At 66.5% G+C, this 18981-nt stretch carries 13 protein-coding genes; 4 read left to right on the top strand and 9 right to left on the bottom strand.

The window, feature by feature from the left end; genetic code table 11:
- Positions 1 to 71 precede the first annotated feature (71 nt).
- On the bottom strand, positions 72 to 6440 hold the full coding sequence (locus tag ABFX50_RS13990; protein ID WP_346146491.1) for a DNRLRE domain-containing protein: 6369 nt from the start codon (positions 6438 to 6440) through the stop codon (positions 72 to 74).
- A gap of 269 nt (positions 6441 to 6709) precedes the next feature.
- On the opposite strand from ABFX50_RS13990, the gene ABFX50_RS13985 reads away from it, so the two are divergent.
- Complete coding sequence (locus ABFX50_RS13985; protein ID WP_346146489.1) at positions 6710 to 7255, top strand: hypothetical protein; 546 nt, start codon at positions 6710 to 6712, stop codon at positions 7253 to 7255.
- 195 nt (positions 7256 to 7450) lie between these two features.
- Here the strand turns inward: ABFX50_RS13985 and ABFX50_RS13980 are convergent, their stop codons facing one another.
- On the bottom strand, positions 7451 to 7633 hold the full coding sequence (locus ABFX50_RS13980; RefSeq protein WP_346146487.1) for a hypothetical protein: 183 nt from the start codon (positions 7631 to 7633) through the stop codon (positions 7451 to 7453).
- A gap of 680 nt (positions 7634 to 8313) precedes the next feature.
- Positions 8314 to 8694, bottom strand: a complete 381-nt coding sequence (locus ABFX50_RS13975; protein WP_346146485.1) for an ATP dependent DNA ligase — start codon at positions 8692 to 8694, stop codon at positions 8314 to 8316.
- A gap of 192 nt (positions 8695 to 8886) precedes the next feature.
- Here ABFX50_RS13975 and ABFX50_RS13970 point away from each other — a divergent pair, with 192 nt between their 5' ends.
- The 3 genes from ABFX50_RS13970 to ABFX50_RS13960 are packed head-to-tail and all read left to right on the top strand — an operon-like array spanning position 8887 to position 13018.
- Complete coding sequence (locus tag ABFX50_RS13970; RefSeq protein WP_346146483.1) at positions 8887 to 9984, top strand: tyrosine-type recombinase/integrase; 1098 nt, start codon at positions 8887 to 8889, stop codon at positions 9982 to 9984.
- Positions 9981 to 12446: a tyrosine-type recombinase/integrase gene (locus ABFX50_RS13965; protein ID WP_346146481.1), complete on the top strand. Its 2466-nt coding sequence runs from the start codon at positions 9981 to 9983 to the stop codon at positions 12444 to 12446. The genes ABFX50_RS13970 and ABFX50_RS13965 overlap by 4 nt, the downstream gene beginning before the upstream one ends.
- Complete coding sequence (locus ABFX50_RS13960; RefSeq protein ID WP_346146479.1) at positions 12443 to 13018, top strand: DUF6262 family protein; 576 nt, start codon at positions 12443 to 12445, stop codon at positions 13016 to 13018. The genes ABFX50_RS13965 and ABFX50_RS13960 overlap by 4 nt, the downstream gene beginning before the upstream one ends.
- A gap of 429 nt (positions 13019 to 13447) precedes the next feature.
- On the opposite strand, the gene ABFX50_RS13955 is transcribed toward ABFX50_RS13960, so the two are convergent.
- From ABFX50_RS13955 to ABFX50_RS13930, 6 genes are all read right to left on the bottom strand, one after another.
- The gene (locus ABFX50_RS13955) at positions 13448 to 14308 is read right to left on the bottom strand and encodes a helix-turn-helix domain-containing protein (RefSeq protein WP_346146477.1); all 861 of its coding nucleotides are present in this window, start codon (positions 14306 to 14308) and stop codon (positions 13448 to 13450) included.
- A 203-nt stretch (positions 14309 to 14511) separates the two neighbouring features.
- On the bottom strand, positions 14512 to 15360 hold the full coding sequence (locus ABFX50_RS13950) for an oxidoreductase (RefSeq protein ID WP_346146475.1): 849 nt from the start codon (positions 15358 to 15360) through the stop codon (positions 14512 to 14514).
- 197 nt (positions 15361 to 15557) lie between these two features.
- Positions 15558 to 15938, bottom strand: a complete 381-nt coding sequence (locus ABFX50_RS13945; protein ID WP_346146473.1) for a hypothetical protein — start codon at positions 15936 to 15938, stop codon at positions 15558 to 15560.
- On the bottom strand, positions 15920 to 16792 hold the full coding sequence (locus ABFX50_RS13940) for an MFS transporter (protein WP_346146471.1): 873 nt from the start codon (positions 16790 to 16792) through the stop codon (positions 15920 to 15922). The genes ABFX50_RS13945 and ABFX50_RS13940 overlap by 19 nt, the downstream gene beginning before the upstream one ends.
- A gap of 128 nt (positions 16793 to 16920) precedes the next feature.
- Complete coding sequence (locus tag ABFX50_RS13935) at positions 16921 to 18342, bottom strand: aldehyde dehydrogenase family protein (RefSeq protein ID WP_346146469.1); 1422 nt, start codon at positions 18340 to 18342, stop codon at positions 16921 to 16923.
- Positions 18343 to 18619: 277 nt separating this feature from the next.
- Positions 18620 to 18981, bottom strand: a 362-nt coding sequence (locus ABFX50_RS13930; protein WP_346146467.1) for a transposase, incomplete at its 5' end; no start/stop codon positions are given.

The following is an 18981-nucleotide window of genomic DNA, read 5'->3' as shown; positions in this document are numbered from 1 at the left end:
CCGTGTTGAGAGGCAAGCCTGGCCGCCGTGGAAGCAGCAGACGCTTCCACGGCGGCCAGGGCGATCAACTGCTAGGGGCCGGTTGTGCCGGTGTAGTAGCCGGAGGCCTTTCTGATGTGTCCTGGCCAGCAGTGTTCTTCCATTTTCGGAAGAGGGTCCGGTCTACCGGAGAACCTGTTGAAGAACACGTCCTCGTGCAGGATTCTGTCGTTGTTGAAGAGGCGGCCTAGAAGATTTCCCGCAGTTTCATTCGGGGCTGCCGGCATAGCGCAGACAGAGAAGTTTCCTGCTTGATCTTCAGCAACGGTGCGGTTGCCTGCAGATTGGAAAGGATACTCATCGCATTGCTGGCCGTTCGTTCCGTAACTCGGCCACAGGCTCCTGCACCTCGTGACTGCACGGCCATTGCTGTTTCCTTTTCGAGGCTCTCCTACTCGCCAGAGAAACTGGCTATTGGCGGGGCGTTCGGTCTCATTCACTGCACAGCCGGGAATTGTCTTCCCTATATTTTTCGGGAAAGTGTCGGCCTTGTCGTAGCAGGCCTTCCAGTAATGGATGTAGGCCTCATTGTATCCCCTGTCCATTTGCCACCGAATGGAGGGTGTTACTGGAAGGGTGCAGCCGCCAGTGGTGCGCGAAACCTGCTCCTTGTTGGCAGAGTCACATCTAACAGCTATGTCCTTGCTGGACTGGCCATGTGTCCACTTCACGCGCTCTGCGTCTGGTGCGTAGGTGATTGTCGCGTACCGGTTGAAGACGCAGTCTGAAATTCTGTCGCCCACGCCGGCGACGTTGTTGTCGACGGTTTCGTCTTCGCGATTCTTTCGTGTTGCTGGTGCGTTTGCTGCGGGGGCTCGGAAGCGGAATGTGCCGACGTGCGGAATTTCGTTGGAGTTGGGGTCGTAAAGAACGTCCCAGTCTTTGATCTTTTTCGAGATATGGTTCTGCTGCGGGCTGCCGCCGAAGGTCGTGACATGTTGGCAGGAAGTCTGATTCGCGGGCGGGTTCATGCCTACAGTGAGCTCGACATCTTCCACGTTACCCAATGGATCATTGCCGCCATACTCGAAGCCGAGGTATACGTCGAACCATATGTCGCGAGTTGTGGTGCCACCGGTGTCCAGTCCTCGGCGGCCGGAGTACGTCTTGGCGATGTAAAGGAAATCGAGTGTCCAACTTCCTTCCGGGTCGATTACGTCTTGAGGGTCGCTTTCGTCATCCGGTTGAAAGACGAAGGCGGTACTGCGGAGGCAGCCGCTGAACCGATTCTTCAACAAACCATAGGTACGCTTGCCCGTGTATTCCTTCTTGCAGGTCTTTGCGTCTATCCGGTCGTAGGTGAAGGGGGTACTGGCGGCCTGGGCCCTTGCGGTGGATCCGTCGTCAGATGCAGTCGGGGTCGTCGCGGAGCTACTGTCCATGAGAGCGAAGATCTCATCGGGGACGAGTTCTCTGCCGTAGACCCAGACCTCGTCCAAGGTGCCAGTGATCGCGGTCCCCAGCGTCATTGCGCTGGGGGCGTTCCATGGCGAGAAGTTGAGGGAGGCACTGCCGATGCTCTCCCCGTTGAGATAGAGGCTTGCGGTGCGGGAATAGCTTGTGTAGGTCGCAGCCAGGTGGAACCATTCGTCGACCGGTGGCTCTACGTTGGACCGCAGCCCCTCGACGGTCGCTCCTGGGTCGTCAGCGCTCGTAAATGTGAATATCAGACCGTGTTCGGGGTCATTACCAAGCCGGAAAGGTGCTTGGTGGGCGCCTCGTTGCTCAAGGATTGTGTAGGCGCCGTCCTTGTCGCTCAGACGTAGCCAAGCGGCTACGGTGAAGTCCGAGCTTGGGGGGAGAACCGCGCCGCTCGTTTGTGCGAACGGTCCTCCTTGTAGGAGGGTTGTCTTGACGGTGGCCTGTTTCCACATTGACCAAGCTGACGAGTGCTGAGCGGCTTCCGCCCTGACGCGCCAGCGAATCTTCCATCCGTGGACGAGTTTGCCTGATGGTATGGCGATCTGACCGAGGGTGTCGGAAGCTATGTCCTCCAGGGCTCCGGTCCAGATCTGGCCGGTGCCCTGGCCGGGGGCGGCCGGATCGTGCTCGACCTCGAACTCGCCCCGCATAGGTTGATCACTGGGATGTGTGAAGGTGGCCTTCAGGGTCGGGGTAAGCGTGGTTGTGACCGTACCGTCAATCACCACCGAGGGCGTGATTGAAATATTGGTCACGGTGGCGTTGGGAACGTCGACAGTGAAGTGCTGCCAATCTGACCAGGCGGAGGCCGCGGTGGTCGAAACGGCGCGTGCTCGCCAACGCACCAGCCATCCGTCGGTGAGCTTGTCTCCGGGGATAGCGATGCTGGCCTGCGTTCCCGCTGGGACGTTGTCGCTTCCTCCAGCCCAGATTTGGCCGGTGCCCTGGCCAGGGGCGGCTGGATCGTGCTCGACTTCGAACTCGCCCCGCAGGCTGCCACCGACTGGGTCGATTACCTGCGCCAACAGGGTTGGAGTGAGCGTGTCGGTGACGGTCTTACCTTCGACCTGAGAGGACGGAGTGATCTGTAGCGCCGTGACCGCTGGCTCGGAGCCCGGGTCGGGAACGTCGATCGTCAGGCTCTGCCACTCCGACCAGGGTGAACTAATTGAGGTTGCCGTGTTGCTTGCGCGAGCGCGCCAGCGGATCCGCCAGCCGTCGTTCAGTTTGCCGGCAGGTACGGTGAGGCTGGCCTGGGCTCCAGAGGCCACGTTGTCGACAGCTCCGGCCCAGATCTGCCCACTGCCTTGCCCGGTCGCCGCCGGATCGTGCTCGACCTCGAACTCCGCTCGCACTGGCTGCGCGGCCGGGTCCGTCACGGTGGTATGCAGGGTAGGCGTCAAGCTGGTGGTGACCGTCTGACCGTCAACCAGTTGCGACGGCGTGACCTGGAACAGGCCGACAGTTGGGTTCGGCACGTCCACCGTTGCAGTCTGCCAGTCCGACCATGCCGAGGCGGTTCCCGCGGTTGCATTGGCAGCACGGACTCGCCAGCGGATCTTCCAACCGTCGGCGAGCTTCCCGGCCGGTAAGGTAACCGTGGCGGGGTTGCCGGAGGCCACCGCAGTGGAGCTGCCGGTCCAGATCTGGCCGGTTCCTTGCCCGGTGGTGGCCGGGTCGTGTTCGACCTCGAATTCGCCGGTCAGGTTGCCGCCGACGGTGTCGGCGACGGTCGCAGCCAGTTGCGGGGTGAGTGAGGTGGTCACGATCGTGCCAGCGACATCCTGCGCTGGGGTGATCGTGAGATTAGCGATCGTGGGGGACGATGCCGGTGCGCTGGTCGTGACGACAATCTTGGGCGGGGCGTTCCATTCGGTGCCCTCGGAGGAGGCGTAGTGTCGATTTTCGATGACGGTGTTTTCGGTTGGCGCCTTCAGTACCAGGCCGTGGTTGGCCGCGCCGGCGGCCCAGTCCTGGCTGATGCCGGTGATGTTCCATTCCGTCGGGGTCTGAGCGCCTGTGCAATCGATGGAGGCTTTGTTGATTTGGGCGTCTTCTGTGGTGAAGGCGGGCTTGTTCGCCCAATAGAGGTTGTTCTCATCCCAGGCGCCGGTCACGCGGGCCGCTTGTACACCCTGCCCGACTGCCGCTCCGCAGGTATTGGCATCGATGATCGACATCGACAGCTTGGCATCGGTGACGGTCTTGCCCACCAGCGAAGAGGTGTCGAAGCGCAGCAGGGCGCGCCCCTTCTGACCATTCTGTACACCGACGAACATGGCATTGCTGCTCGGGTAGGCGGGCGAGCTGGCTGTGTCGGTAGTGAAGACGGTGAGGTCGTTGTTGACCGGTAGCGTCGTGGTTGGGTCCACCCGGACCGGGTACACGGTCTTCGGGTCCGAGAGGAACGCGTGGTCGGGCTTGAGCACCAGTTCGGTGCGCCCGGTCTTGGACACGACTTGGGTGTCGATGACCGCGTGCTTGGCAAGCGGCAGGCGGCCCTTAGCGCTGCCATCCCACATGATCGGCTGCGGTGCCGACGCTACCAACTTCTCGTCTTTACCCGTCAGCAAGAGGCGCCCGCCCTTGCCCTCGGACAAGGTGAGATCACCGGCTTCCACGCCGATGCGCAGTTCCAGCGGCTTGGCGGGCCGCTCGCGCAGCATCACGTCGTGCCGGAACCCGGTCGGCAGCACGGTCACCACCAGGTCCGCACCCCGACCGGCGGCATCGGCGAACGTGACGACGTTCTTGGCAACGGTCGGCTTGGGCAACTCGGTCGGCCAGCGGAGGGCGTAGCGCTGCCCCTCCGCGGTGGTCATTGTCACGAACGCGCCCGTGCCACCCGTAGAGACCTCCACGCTGGCACCAGCCGCGAGAGCCTTCGCCTTCAGCGCCCCGCCTTGCTCGATCAGCGAGGTGTCGATCGGAATCCATCTGCCGTTACGTTGAGTCCGTACCGGGCCTGTGGTGATCTCAGTGGTGAACGACTTACCATCAGGTTCGGCGTAGGTGACGCTGGTCTCGGTTGTTTCCTCGTTGACCTCCACTCGAACTTTGTCGGCCGCAGCCTTGCGGGACGCGGTGACCCGACCCGGCAGTGCATTCTGGGCGACAGGGCCGGCAACGCCCGAAGTGCTGACACCGACATTGGTAAGCGCAGAGGTGCCGATGCCAGGAGTCCATGAGATGCCACTGTTGACAGTTGCATGGTGTTCATTACCTGAACTGTCAGCGGCAGTCGTGCCGGAACCCTCATCGAACGACCAATGTGCCGCTACATCGGCCTCCGGCGCGGGGAGCGGTACTTCTAGCTCCTCGTGCGGAACGGTGTAGTCCTGGTCACTGTTGTCTCTGTACTCCTGAGCCTGCTCGAAGGTAATAGGGTCAGGTTCCGGAAGTGTGTTAGTCACCCGTCCGTCGGCAATCAGTTGATCGAGTTCCCCATATGTCTTGGGGGACGACTCTCCCTCCTCCAACATGACCACGCCGAGGCGGGGCTTAGCGGGTGGCTCGAAGTCGACGGTGAGCCTGGGACCGTGGGCGGGATAGCCGCTGGTCTGCTCGCGGGTGCGGTAGCGGCGCCAGTTCCGTAGCTCGGATTCGTCGCCGGCGGTGAGCTGGAAGCCATAGTTCGGCTCTCCGTCAGCCCACTCTTGCACGATCGGGTTGACGTAGTGGATGAGGTCGTGCTCGTAGTTCATCGAACCGGAGCAGTCGGGACTGTAGGCCCCGTACTCGGTGTCCGCGCCCACGTTGGTGACCGACGGCTGGTCGCCCCACTGCAGGGTTAGATGGTCCCAGTCGGACGTGATTCGCCGGGCGGTGATTCCGGACCCGACGAACAAGCCGCAGTCGTTGGACAGGTAGTTCCACAGCTCCAGGTCGGCGTTCTGAATCCTGGAGCCCCAGAACGGGTCGCTTGACCTGGGAAGCGGGAACTGGATGTAGGCGCGCCAGCGCTTGGCGATGCTGCTGGCGTAGGACTTGCCGACCCACATCTGGTCGCGAGCGTGCATGTCCCAGCTGTCGGTGAGGTCCACGTCATTGATGTACGTGTCCATCGGATCGCCGACACCGTCGGGGCAGTTCCCGAGAGTGCATTCCCACCAGTCGTCGTTGACAGCGGCCATTGTCACCGGGAACGTCGTCGCTGGATCGGCGAGGAAGGCCGGGTCGGGACTGTACACCAGCGCCGAGCTGTCCAGGTTCACCTGCGCCCTGCCGACCCGGACGGCACCCAGGTCGGCGTTCGCGTCGGCCGCGGCCGCATCCAGCAGCGCCGCGGGCCGGAGGTCGAGGCTGTGCTTGCCGTCGGCGCTCTTCAGCGTCGGCTGCCCCTTGGCGTTCTTGCCGAAGGAGATGCCCTTGGGCAGATCCACGGGGACGCGGAAGGTCACCGGTCCAGTGGGGCGTTGCCGGATGACGATCTGCTGGCGGAACCCGGTCGGGGTGGCCGTGACGACCAGGTCGATGCCCTTGCCGTAAGTGGATGCGTAGGTGGCGGTGCTGCCGTTGAGCGTGGGCTTGGGCAACGTGTGCGGAGCGTCGATCTGGGCGGCGATGTCGCCGCTCTTGCTCTTGATCGCTTCGGTGTTGCCGCCAGGGGACAGCGTCAGGCTGCCTTTGGCTGCCTTCGGCTTGATGACTCCGTCTGCCTCGACGAGGGTGGTGTCGATCGGGGTTAAGCCGTCGCCGTTGGCGTTCTTGACCCGGATGGGCTCCAGGTACAGCTCCATCCGCAAGGTCTTGCCGTCGGGGTTGGCGTAGAGCGTTGTCGTCTCGGTGTTGCGTTCGGGGATCTCGACTCGCTTGTTGGACTTCTTGGCTTCTTGCCGTGCAATCCCAACGGGGTCGGATGTGCCCGTTGAGGTGGCAGCGGGAACCGGAGGAGTGGTGGTTGCGGAAGTCGAGGGAGTCGAGTGTGCCGAAGCTGGTGCTGTGATGAGTGAGGCGGTCAGCCCGACGGCTGCGAGCACTGAGGTACGACGGTAACCACTGGTTAACCCGCGGGGCCTCGGTCGGTGTGTTGTCACGCCGGCCTTTCTTGATCGATTACAAACTGCATGATCGTCACATAAGCCCCAGCTAAAAGTAAAGAAGCTTGTTGATAACAAATGGGACATAGCAGACGCCGTGGAGTCTGGTGTCGCAGCAGGGATCGTGTGCCCGCTCGCTGGCGACTGTGCACCTCCGCCGGAGTCCCGAGGCCGATCGGGCGCTGCCGCTGCTCATGGAGCACACTGCGGTGGCGCTCAACCCGCGGCATGGCATGCTTGCCGCCGAACAGGCAGCGCGGCCGCTGCTGCGCCAGTTCGCCCGCCACCTCGCCGAGCAGGAAGGGGCGCTGTACGAAGTGCGGCGGGCGTTCCGAGCCAAGAAGGGCAAGCCGACGAAGATGGGCAACGCGGTGCGCTCCCTCGTCCGTGTCGCCGACGGCGGCCGCACCGAGGCGCTCGACGAGCTGTCGCGGCGGGCCCGCGCGCTCGAGGCGACAGTCGAACGCGACGGCCCCCATCGACGGGCCTGGACCCACCGCCGCAACCGCTACTTCCCGTGCGTGGAGGAGATACTGACGATCGGGCCGGCCCTCACCTCCGACAAGGTCGGCCCCGGCTTCGCGAAGGCGTGGGAGAAGGGCCTGCGCGGCCCTCGCCAGCTGGATTTCCTCACAGCCGCCCCGCAGGCCTGCCCGCCCGCTGACCCGCCACGGCCAGATCCCGCATCAACCAGTGCGGGCTCTCACCATGCCCCCGCGTCGTCAATGCCGGACGCCCCGGTGCCCTGCCGCTAGGCTGCCTCCAAGCAAGAAGGGCCGACGCGAGGCCCGACCCGCCACAGTCGACATGGCGGCAAGGTTGCTCGGCACCACGCGACGCGAGCCCCGCACCGGCGCCGGTGCGGGGCTCACGCACTTCCCGGCCACATCCCTGTCGTCCCGCCGGCGTGCGGGGAGCAGCGCGCGCTGACTCCCCGCGGGCGGTCGACGCTAGACCTGCAGCTCGATCACGCAGGACATCGCCGTCTGCCGCAGCACGAGCAGGACGACGATCACGATGATGAGCGCGCTGGCGTAGACCCACATGGGTCGCTCGCGGTCCCCCAGCACAGGAAGTTGGAAGGTCAGTGGCAGCTGGAACGACACGGGCAACGGGAACGGAATCTCGATCATGGTGCACCTTTCTGTCGGTGCTCCCAGACAGGGCGTACCATGAAGGCACCACACCGAGGTGCGCCCTGTCTGGGAGCGATCTTCGCCAACGACCGCCGTCCGAATATTCGGGGGCGGTCTTTGGCGTTTCTGTAGGAGAACTCTACGCCGCATCTGCGCCCTTTGGTTGTCCGTCCGCGCGCTCTGTGGAGCGCACCCGCCAAGATCAATGTCCGGTTTAGTGCATGCCGCTGAGCTGGTGCTTCGCTTAGTACATGCCAACTGAGTAAGCACTTGCAGTACGCCAGTCGGCGGAAAAGTCGCACGCTGGGAATTGCCGCGGCAATGGCGTTGAAGCCAATGCGTGAGGCAAATCAATAGTGATTGTGTTTGCCTATTACTGCAGGCTGCAGGCGCGGATATATTCGGCACTCGCCACCCTTCTCGTGGCTCTCCAGCTTGGCCGGAGGGTCTGGCTCGGGCGCGAAAGTCGGGCGCTCGGCGACGTCTGGCCGAACCGCGGCGCGCTAGAACTGTGACGCTTCGCGCCATGAGCGTCCGTTTCGCGGGTCCTGTCGCACCCAGCCCGAACTGGCGCAAGCCGCCCAGTATCGTTACCGTTCTGTTACTTTGTGGGTGGGGGGAGAGGGCGGAAACGGATCCTGTGGAGCACGGCGCGCGGCCGATCAACTCGCGCGCTGTTACTCGATCGGCAGCACGTCGGCCGGGCGCACATCGGTACGCAGCCCCCTCCACGACGGATGCCGCAACCGGCCGTCCACCGTCCACTCGCTGAAGTGGACTTCGCCCACCAGGGCCGGCCGCACCCACCTGCCGCCCCGCGCATCCTCGACCGGGACCCGCCCCGCGAACGGACTGGCCTGCTGCTCGAGCGGCTTCAACCGGGCCGCCATGTCGGCCCGCATCACATCGGTGAACCCCGTCCCGACGTGCCCCACATACGCCAGGCCGCCCCGACCGTCGGGGACACCGAGCAGCAGCGACCCCGCCAGGCCCGACTGGCGGCCCCCGCCAGCCCTCCACCCGCCGATGACGACCTCCGCCACCAGGTGGTGCTTCACCTTTCGTAGGGGTCGGAGATGTGTCGCGCACTGTCGCAGGGAGACTGTTCGATCACTAGTGCGCGACACCTTCCGTCGGGGATGCAGCAGATGGCGGGGTTGTCGGGCTAAGTTGATCGCCTCCTGACTGGAGGTGATCTTGTGCGAGCGTTTGTGGTGTGTCTGCCCTCGGGGGTTCGGTACTGGACGGTGGTGGATGAGCAGCTGAGGGTGCATCCCGCCGCAGACGCGTTCTTGCAGCATCTCCGGCTCGGTGCGGGCCGGGCCGAGGGCACGACACAGGCCTATGCCACGGCGGTGGCGCTGTATCTGGTGTGGTGTGGTCAGGCGCAGGACGATTGGCGGGAGGCGGTCGACCGGTTGGGCGGGTTCATGCTGTGGCTGCGCCACGCGCCAGGGCCATCAACCCTGCGTCGGATGGACGGTGAGCCGGTGGCGCTGGTGGTGCGGCAACCGAGGCGGATCAACGCCGTGCTGGTGGCTGTGCGGGAGTTCTTCAAGCACGCCGTCGCTGTCGGGCTGGCTCCCTCCTCTGTATTGGCGGGGTTGTATGAGGTAGGGGACGACCGGTGGCTACCGGCCGAGCTGCGCGCTGAGGGGATGGGCCTGCGCCATATCGCGCGGCCGCGGCATCGATTGTCAGTGGGTGAGCGACAGGTGGTGCGGGCCAGCGATGAGGAGGCGCTGGCGTTGCTACACGCGTGCCGGTCGGCCCGCGACCGGTTAATCGTGCTGTTGCTGGCCAGAGCGGGATTGCGGCGCGGCGAGGTAGCCGGGCTACGACGAGCCGATGTGCATCTGGCGCTGGACTCGACCGGAGCCGGTTGTCAGGTGCCGGGAGAGCACGTGCACGTGGTACGTCGGGAGGAGTCGCCGCGAGGGGCGTGGGCCAAATCGGGGCGTTCGCGGGCCGTTCCGGTGGACTTCCTGCTGGTGCAGGCTTTTGACGCCTACGCGTGGGAGCGCCAGGCCTGCCAGCAGGCCGAGGGCTGCGACTTTGTGCTGGTCAACCTGTTCCGTGCGCCGTTGGGTGTGCCGATGCGGCCAGGGGCGCTGAATGAGGTGCTGGCGGCCTTGTCCCGCCGGGCCGGGCTCGATCGTCAGATACACCCCCACCAGCTTCGGCACGCCTTCGCCGACAACGTGCTGGCGGCGGGCGGGACAGTGGATGAGGTCCAGGCACTGTTGGGGCATGCGAGTCCGGCCTCGACCCAGCCGTACTTGAACCCGTCGACCGAGCGGTTGCGCACGGCTGTCGAGCGGGTGGCGCGAACGCAGGCAGTCCGATGACGGCCGCAGCGCACGCGTCAGGCCTGCCGCCGGAGCTGGTTGGAGACCGGCTGCGGAGGCTGCTGGACGGGGCGTTCCTGGCCGAGATCGGCTGGGAGGAAGAGACGGGGTTGCTGCGTCCGCCGCCGGAACATCCGCTGCTGGGCTGGAACCAGTGCACGGTATCGGGGTGTGCGGTCGATGCCACAGCACCTGGGTGGATGTGCACGGGGTGCCGGGCGCGGTGGCCGGCCAGCGGGCTGAGCCGGGCACAGTTCGAGGCCGATCCGCCGCCGAAGGTGTCCGGCTTCGCGTACAAATGGTTGATCGACGAGCGGTTGTGCGGGGTGCTGGGCTGCCAGCGACCGCTGGCCTGGCGGGCCAAGGAGCTGTGCAACACCCATCTGCGGCGCTGCCGTGAGGTCTGCCCCGTATTGGATGAGGAGGCGGTGGCCGCCTTCATGCGTCGGCCGGATGTGCACGGCTTGCCCGGCTATGGCCCGTGCCAGGTGGCTGCTTGCCTGCGAGTCGCCTGCAACGCTGATCGCTTGTGCCTGATGCATGCTCGACGGTGGGCGGAGCGGAAGGAATCTGCGGCGGGCCAGGCCCACGAGCGGTGGTGCCGGACCGATCCAGGCATCACCGTCTCCGGCGTGGTGAACTTGCGAGGTCTGGCGCCCCTGGTTGTAACCGAGTTGCTGGCCAGTCTCCAGCAGCGAGCCGCTCGCGGGGTCAAAACCCGCTACAGCGCGGTGCACCTGCTGGCCCGTGAACTGCGATCGCAGCAGGCGGCGACCGTGTTCGCCCTGAACGGCTCAGCCCTGTCGCACCATGTGTCCGTGCTGTGGAACTCCTGCAAGCTCGAGATCGTGCGCGCTACCACAACGCCGGAGGAGGAGCAGCGCAAGGACATCTGGGACCTGGCCGTCCTGGGTCGCCGCGGCCGCCTAGACTTCACAGAGATCTCTCAGCCGTGGCTACGGGAGATCACCAAACGGTGGGCGGCCGAAGACCTGCCGCGCCGCCGCGGTGAGGCCTCCGGCAGAGTCGTGGCCGACTACATCCACTCGCTCGCCGAGCTGTCGGCCGTACTGCGCGTGTCGCGCCCGGACGCCGGCGTGGACCCCACCACGGTGGGCCGTCCGGACATTGTGCAGCTGCTCAACCGGCTCGCACACCAGGCATCCATCGGCGAGCTCAGCAGCGTACGGCACGCCCGCGTGCTGCGCCATACCCGCACCGTCCTGCGCCAAGCCCGCGATCTCGGGCTGACCCGGCCAGGACAATGCGCCGCCGGGCTGGCCGGGGAGTTCGCGATCCGGGCCGGTGAGATCCCCAAGACCGACTACCTATCCGGGCCCGGCCGCGCACTGCCTGCCGAGGTCATGACCGCACTGGATGCCGCCCTGCCCCTCTTGGAAGCCGCCTCCGGTCGAACGGTACGGGTGGCGGTGGAGCTGCTGATGGACACCGGCCGCCGTCCTGATGAAGTCTGCCGGCTGCCGTGGAACTGCCTAGATCGCGACGGCGACGGCAAGTACGTGCTCGTCTACGACGACTTCAAGGAAGATCGGCTAGGCCGTCGGCTGCCGATCTCCGATGCCTGCGCCCAGCTCGTCCGCGCCCAGCAGGCGGCCGTCCGGGCCGCTTTCCCCAGCACTGATGAGCAGAAGCTGGCGCTATTTCCGGCGGTCACGCGCAACCCCGACGGCACGCGATCGCTGCGCGGGGCGGTGCTGACCGGTATCCACCGCGCTTGGGTCGACGCGCTGCCGCCCTTCGTCCTGGCCGACGGCGGCTTCTTCCCGCACAGCGAGGTGGTGGCCTACGCCTATCGTCACAGCTACGCCCAACGCCATGCCGACGTCGGCACCCCGATCGACGTGCTGCGCGAGCTGATGGGGCACCGCACCGCCCATTCCACCCAGGGTTACTACCGAATCACCGAAAAGCGCAGCCGCGCCGCCGTCGAACGCGTCACCGCCCACCAATTCGACGGCTCAGGCCAACGGATCTGGCGTCAAGCCGCCGCACTTTTGGACAGCGAACGGGCCAGGATGCGCATCGGACAGGTGTCCGTCCCCTACGGCACCTGCGTCGAGCCCTCCAACGTCCAAGCCGGCGGCGGCGCCTGCCCCTACCGCTTCCGCTGCCTGGGCTGCGGCCACTTCCGTACGGACGTGTCCTATCTGCCCGAATTGCGCGCTCACCTCGACCAGCTCTTGGCCGACCGCGAACGTGTCCTGGCCACCAGCGACCTTCAAGACTGGGCCCGTGCCGAAGCGACCCCAAGCGACATCGAGATCAACAAGATGCGGACGCTGATCCGCCGCGTCGAAGACCACCTGGATGAGCTGCCGGAGCAGGAGCGGCAGCAACTCCGCGACGCGACCAAGGTCCTGCGCAGCGCCCGGCAAACCGTCAATCTCGGAATGCCTGCCATCCGGGCGGCCAATGTGCGAGAGATCGGCCGCACTTCATGACCTCCAATCGCGCGGCCACGCCGCCCGTGGACGACCACGCCGCCACCACGAGTCCGCTGGTCCAGGCCCGTCGCCGCGACACCCTGGTCCGCACCCAGCGCGTCCATGACGCGCTATCTAGCCTGCAAGCGGCGGGCGCGGACATCACCATCTCCGCTGTCGCGCGCGCGGCCCGCGTCCACCGCAGCTTCCTCCACCGCCACCCCGACCTGCACGCCGCAGTCCTGACCGCCGCCACCCAGCCCCAGCCTCCCCTGGCCAGCGGCGTGCAGGTTAGCACTGCCTCCCTCCGGGCTGACCTCCTCAACGCCCAACAGCGCAACACTCGACTGCATCGCCACGTCCTCATGCTGGAAGCCCGCCTGTCGGAGGCCCTGGGCCAGGCCGCCGTCCACGCCGCCGGCCTGCAGGTGGCCGGCGACAGCGTCGCGCTGCGCCAGCGCATCACCGAACTCGAACAGCTCCACCTCGACCTACGACGCCAACTGGAGGAGCGCACCGATGAGCTGCTCGCCGCGCGAGCCGCCAACCGTGAGCTCATGGCAGCGCTCAACCGACCGTCCCTGCCGTAGTTCGGCCGGGCTGTTGGAGTGCCTCCTCCGCTGCGCTCGCCGGCGAGGCTTACGCGTCCTGCCCGCGCCCTGGGCGGGGCAGAAGGGTTTGCCGTCTGCGCAGCGTGCCCTGACGGGCAGGGGGGCAGGGGGGCAGGCCACCGTCGGACATCCATTGCCAGAGCAAGATCGCCCAGGCTCGTCAGAGATCGCCTGAGACGCTGAATGCCTCTCACAACCCGTTCTCACTCAGGTGGGAGCAAGAGCACGTTCTGGGAGATGTTTGTGAGAACGCCCGCCATGGGCCCGAGCGTCAACGAATGTGACACCAACCCCGGCTCACCGTTCCACTCCTACTGGCGGGCCAGATACAGAAGTCGAAACAGCACAGGAGCTGAGCTTAGAAGACCAGGTCAGACCCTCATTGCCAGTTTCTGGCACCGGGCAAGTTCACCCCTGTGGGGCTGGCTGCTTGGCGGGAGCCCAGCCGGCCAGGAACGCCAGGGCCTGCGCTGAGCGGGAGTCCGGCTCGGCCGTGTAGACGAGCAATGTCTGATCCACTGTGCCTCGCACATCCAGAACCTGGAAGTCGAGGCTGAGCTCTCCGGCGGTCGCGTGCACGAAGTCCTTGCGGCCGTAGTGCTGGGCACGGACCTGGTGAGTAGACCACCACCGGCGGAAGTCGGCGTCCTTCATGGACAGTTCCCCGACGAGACGGGCGAGCTCGGGATCTTCCGGATAGCGGCCGGCGTCCATTCTGAGGTAGGCGACACACTCGCGGGCCACCGTGTCCCAGCGGGCGTAGAGTCCTCGAACGTCAGGATCGAGAAATGTCAGCCATATGAGGTTGCGTCGTTCCGGAGGCAGCCTGCCGAAGTCGGTGATCAGTGCGGCGCCCAGACTGTTCCAGGCTAGAATGTCCATCCGCCGGCCCAGCACGAGTGCGGGCACACCTGTCAGGCTGTCCAGCAGCAGCTGGGTGGCCGGGGACACGCGCTGCCTGCGGGGCGCCGACGAACGTGCTCGGGAAGCGGCGGAGTCCGCACCTGCCGCGCACTGCCGCAGGTAGTCCTCCTCGTCGGGGCGAAGGTTCAGGGCCCGCGCGAGCGCTGAGAGAATCGCGGGCGAAGCGGACTTGACCCGGCCCTGCTCCAGGCGGACGATGTAGTCCGAGCTGACACCCGCGAGCGTGGCCAGTTCCTCGCGCCGCAATCCCGGCACCCGGCGATGCCCGGACGACGGAATACCAGCCTGCTCGGCGCTGATCCGGGCTCGGCAGGCACGCAGGTACTCACCCAGTTCAGTCGGCATTGAAATCACTCCTAACCATCATGTGCCGAGAGACGCCCTGAGTCATCATGCGCTCGGGGCGGATCCGGTCTGGCGCCTCCGACCGGCGCGGCGCCGGGGCACGGCGGCACCACCGTGCCCCCAGCGACCCGCGGCCTGTCGGCTGCGCACGGCAGGCCGCCGCTCCTGGACAGCCTGTCCCGCGAGCCGGTGAGGCCAGAGAATCACCCTCCAGCCCTGGTGTCGTCGTGGTCGGTGGACAGAGCCAGGTGCCGCCAGGCCGCTGACTCCTCTCGGAGCTGTTCGATCTTGCGGTCCAGCTCCGCCGCGCAGTCGCTGCCGAGCTGGGCACGAAGGGGCAGGGTGCCGGCGTCGACGAGGGTGAGGATGGCCGCCGCACCCTTGACGGGGTCTCCGGGCTGGGCATGGTTGAGTCCGGGGACGGCTCCACGCATGGCGCCGGACGTGCGAGCGTAGTCGGCGATGACCTCGTCCTGGGTGTGCAGGCTGCTGGCGTCGAGGAAGTCGGTGCGGAAGTAGCCCGGCTCGACGATCGTGACATGGATCCCCAACGGGGCCAGTTCCTGGCGCATCGCCTCGGAGATCCCCTCGACGGCGAACTTGGTGGAGCAGTAGATGCCGAAGCCGGCGACGCTCCTGAACCCTCCGATCGAGCTGAGGTTCAGCACGCGGCCCGACCCCTGCCGGCGCATCACCGGCAGCACGGCACGGGTGACGTTCAGAAGACCGAAGACGTTCGTGTCGTAGACCGCGCGTACTTCGGCATCCGATGCCTCCTCCACCGCGCCCAGCAGGCCACGCCCGGCGTTGTTGACCAGGACGTCGATCCCCCCGAACCGCTCCACTGCGGCCGTTGCCGCGGCACGGGCCTGCGACTCGTCCGTGACATCCAGCTTCACGGCGAGCAGCCGGTCCGCGTACCCGGGCAGCTGCTTCTCGATGGCCTGGGGATCACGCGCGGTCGCCACGACGTTGTCTCCGTGCTCCAGTGCCTGGCGGACGATCTCCAGACCGAAACCCCGGGATGCGCCGGTGATAAACAATGTGGTCATCTCTTGCTCCCTACAAATCGATGCTATGTGTACTGGTTGTCGTCCATGCTCACCGGATCCGAGACAGTCATCCAGGGAAGGATCTGCATAGGAAACGCCGCCCGACCCTTCTGCCCCCAAACGCCGTGGCAGGTGGGGAAGGCACGTGAACGCCGTTGCGCGGGGCGCTGCGTGGCGTGCGGCGAGGAGGGGCGGCCCTACCTCGTTCGAACGGCGATGGCCCCCGCTGCCAGAGCAAACAGCGCCACCAGCAGGCCGAACCATGAGAAGGCCGCCTGCAGGCCGAGCCACGGTTCGACCACGCCCAGGACGACAATGGGCATGCTCACCGCGATATAGGCGATGGCGAAGAACCCCGAGACTATGGAGGCATCCCCCTCGGCCTTGGCTGCCGCGGTAACGGTGCTCGTCGAGCCCATGAAGCACAGGCCGAAGCCCGCGCCGGTGATCGCCGCACCGGCAAAGAACACGAGGGCGTGTCCGCCGCCGAACCCGGTGACCGACACGGCCACCCCTGCGACGAGAAGTACACAGCCCGACAGCGACGCGGCCCGGCCGTTCAGCCCCCGCACCAGCATTGGGGCGAGCCCGCCGCACCCCTGCACCACGAGGATGACAGCGAGGACAGGGCCCGGTCACGGGTGTGCAGCAACGTCGCCGTCAGTTCGACGCCCAGCGCCAGGTACAGGCCAACCACCGCCCAGCTCGCCGTCACGATCGGTGTCACGCGCAGGAGCGCACCCCGCATACCGGCGGCCATCCGCAGTAGGCCAGGACGGTAGGTGGGGTGAGCGCCCCGGCCGGTTTCCCAAGCCGGGATCACCCAGACCGCGGCGAGCCCGCATGCGCACAGCACGGCCAGCACGATGAACGGGGTGAGCAGCGGAGCGGGGGCGTATTGGGCGAGGACCCCGGAAAACACGGCACCCAGCGCGATTCCCGCCGAGGTCGCCGCGCTGTTGGCCACCGCCGCGACGTGGTGGCTGCGGTACCGGTGGAGATCCGCCAACGCCGCACCGGCGCTGCTCGTCAGCAGCCCGACCCCCACCCCCTGGATCAGGCGGGCCAGGCACAGCGCCCAGGCCCCAGGGGCGAAGAGGAACACCACAAAGCTGCAGCCGACGACGCCCAGCGAGCTGACGATCGTCCTTTTCCTGCCAATGTGCTCGGACAGGTCCCCGGCCAGCAGCAGGGTCAGGATCGCTCCGAGGGCGTAGCACGCGTAGATGACCGTCGACATCGTCGCGCCGAAGTGCCAGCGCTGCTGGTAGAGCCCGTACAGGGCAGACGGTGCGCTGCTCGCGGCCATCACGGTGAAGACGACCGCGGTGATGGCCCAGAACGGCCAGCGGCGCGGGTGCGGCCGGTGCAGGGAGGCGGTGGAGCGATGGCTCCCTCGGGGCTTCCCGGTGACGGCTGTGTTCGTGGTCATGATTGATGTACCGCTTTGCTCGGGCGTCGGCGAGAGCCGCGAACCCGCGGCCAAGCCTGTAGGCGAAGGATGGGCAGACCCGCGACAGCGAGCGGCGGGTCAGCCCGTCCCATGTGCCCGGGCCAGTGTCAGCTGCCCAGGACGACCTTGGTCTCCAGGTACTCGTTCATCCCGTCGGGACCCCACTCCCGGCCGTTGCCCGACTCCTTGTAACCGCCCCAGGGAGCGGTCCAGTCGAACTCGGCGTCGTTGATGATGACGTAGCCGGCCTGGATGCGGGAGGCGACGTCCCGCGCGGCGTCCAGGTCGGTGCCGGTGACGTAGCCGGCCAGGCCGTAGCGGGTGTCGTTGGCGATCCCGACGGCCTCCTCCACGCTGTCATAGGTGATCACCGACATCACCGGGCCGAAGATCTCCTCCTGGGCGATGGTCATGTCGTTGGTGACCCTGGTGAACACAGTGGGCTTGACGAAGTGGCCGCTGTCCAGGCCGTCCGGCTTGCCCGGGCCGCCGGTGACCAGGGTGGCACCGGCGTCCAGACCCTCCTGGATGTAGTGCTGCACGGTCTGCCACTGCTCGGCGGAGATCAGCGGGCCCATGTGCGTGCCGTCCTCCCGCGGGTCACCGATCTTCAGCGACTCCACCCGGGGAACCAGCACCTCCAGGAACTCCTCCAGCCGCTCACGCGGCACCAGAGTGCGGCTCGGCGCGCTGCAGATCTGGCCGGTGTTGCCCATCAGCCAGGTCAGCGCGGTGTCGACCGCGACGTTCAGGTCCGCGTCGGGCAGGATCACCTGGGGCGACTTGCCGCCAAGCTCGGTCGCCACACGCTTGGACGTCTTGGCCGCGGCGGTGCTCACCTGAAGCGCCGCGTCAGCCGAGCCGGTGAAGGACACCACGTCGACGTCGGGGTGGGAGCTGAGCGCATTGCCGATCACCGAACCGCGGCCGTTGACCAGGTTGAACACGCCAGCCGGAACCCCCGCGGCCTCCATGATCTCAGCCAGCACGATGCTGGAGTAGGGAGCCAGCTGCGCCGGCTTGAGTACGACCGTGCAGCCGGCCGCGAGCGCCGAGGCGGTCTTGCCCGCCGGCTGCAGCGCGGGGAAGTTCCACGGAGTGATCAGCGCGGCCACGCCGATCGGCTCCTTGCGCACCTGAGTGGCGCCGCGCTGCGAGACGAACTCGAACGTCTTGAGTACCTCCGCAGCAGCCCGGAACTGGATCAGTCCGGCAGCGAAGTGCATCCCGCGGGACAACGCCCGCGGGCACCCGAGCTCGGCAGTGACCGCCTCGACCATGTCGTCGGCACGCCGCTCATACTCGTCGGCGATCCGCTCCAGCAGCGCGATGCGCTCCTCGCGGCTGGTCCTGGAGTACGAGACGAAAGCGCGGCGGGCCGCGGCGACCGCCCGGTTGACGTCGGCCTCGCCGCCGAGTGCCACCCGGCCGGACACCTCGCCGGTGGCGGGGTCGGTCAGCTCCAGGACCGTGCCCTGCTCCGGCTCGCGCCAGGCGCCGTCGATGTACAGCTTGGTGTATTCACGCATGGTGATCTTCTCTCGTCAGGGGACCAAGGGCCGTAGCCGGAATCCGTCTTCCGGCGCTTGCCGCCCTGGGCGAATCCCATACTCGAGCCCAGCCGAGAGACCAACCAGAGAGACGTTTTCCTGGACACGTGAGAGCAGGAACGGCAGTACCACCCAGCGAAAACGTCACCCTGGTGGTCGCAGTCGCCTGATCTTGTAGCGGGGTGGCCAGGACAGGTCGATGACTTCCAGAGGCCGAAAGCGGCCATGTTCTCTGGCCCGCCCTTAAGACGTTGACTCATTTGGTAAGTCGGCGGTAGCAAATGAGGGCTGCAGCGATGGCGACGAAGGATGCGAAATGGTCCGCCCGGCGTTCGTAGCGCCGGTGTAAGCGGCGGCAGCCGGCCAGCCAGGAGACGGTCCGCTCCACCACCCAGCGGTGGCGTCCCAGGCGTTGGCTGGATTCGATCCCGCGGCGGGCGATGCGCGGGGTGATGCCCCGGCCGCGCAGGAAGGCACGCAGGTGCGGGTAGTCGTAACCCTTGTCGCCATGAAGCTTCGCTGGTCGGCGGCGCCTTGGCCCACGACGTGAGCGGATCGGCGGGATACTGCGCACCAGCGGCTCCAGCGCCAGGCTGTCGTGGGTGTTGGCGGCGCTGA

The organism is Nonomuraea recticatena (assembly GCF_039533245.1).
GTDB lineage: Bacteria > Actinomycetota > Actinomycetes > Streptosporangiales > Streptosporangiaceae > Nonomuraea > Nonomuraea roseola.
The sequence above is the reverse complement of the archived record's forward strand: the minus strand, read 5'-3'. Positions and strand labels throughout refer to the sequence as shown.

Bases quoted from the DNA above. Each gene is read 5' to 3' on its own strand.
- ABFX50_RS13980 (WP_346146487.1), bottom strand. From the start codon at position 7,633: ATGATCGAGATTCCGTTCCCGTTGCCCGTGTCGTTCCAGCTGCCACTG.
- ABFX50_RS13965 (WP_346146481.1), top strand. From the start codon at position 9,981: ATGACGGCCGCAGCGCACGCGTCAGGCCTGCCGCCGGAGCTGGTTGGA.
- ABFX50_RS13960 (WP_346146479.1), top strand. From the start codon at position 12,443: ATGACCTCCAATCGCGCGGCCACGCCGCCCGTGGACGACCACGCCGCC.
- ABFX50_RS13955 (WP_346146477.1), bottom strand. From the start codon at position 14,308: ATGCCGACTGAACTGGGTGAGTACCTGCGTGCCTGCCGAGCCCGGATC.
- ABFX50_RS13950 (WP_346146475.1), bottom strand. From the start codon at position 15,360: ATGACCACATTGTTTATCACCGGCGCATCCCGGGGTTTCGGTCTGGAG.
- ABFX50_RS13945 (WP_346146473.1), bottom strand. From the start codon at position 15,938: ATGCTGGTGCGGGGGCTGAACGGCCGGGCCGCGTCGCTGTCGGGCTGT.
- ABFX50_RS13940 (WP_346146471.1), bottom strand. From the start codon at position 16,792: ATGACCACGAACACAGCCGTCACCGGGAAGCCCCGAGGGAGCCATCGC.
- ABFX50_RS13935 (WP_346146469.1), bottom strand. From the start codon at position 18,342: ATGCGTGAATACACCAAGCTGTACATCGACGGCGCCTGGCGCGAGCCG.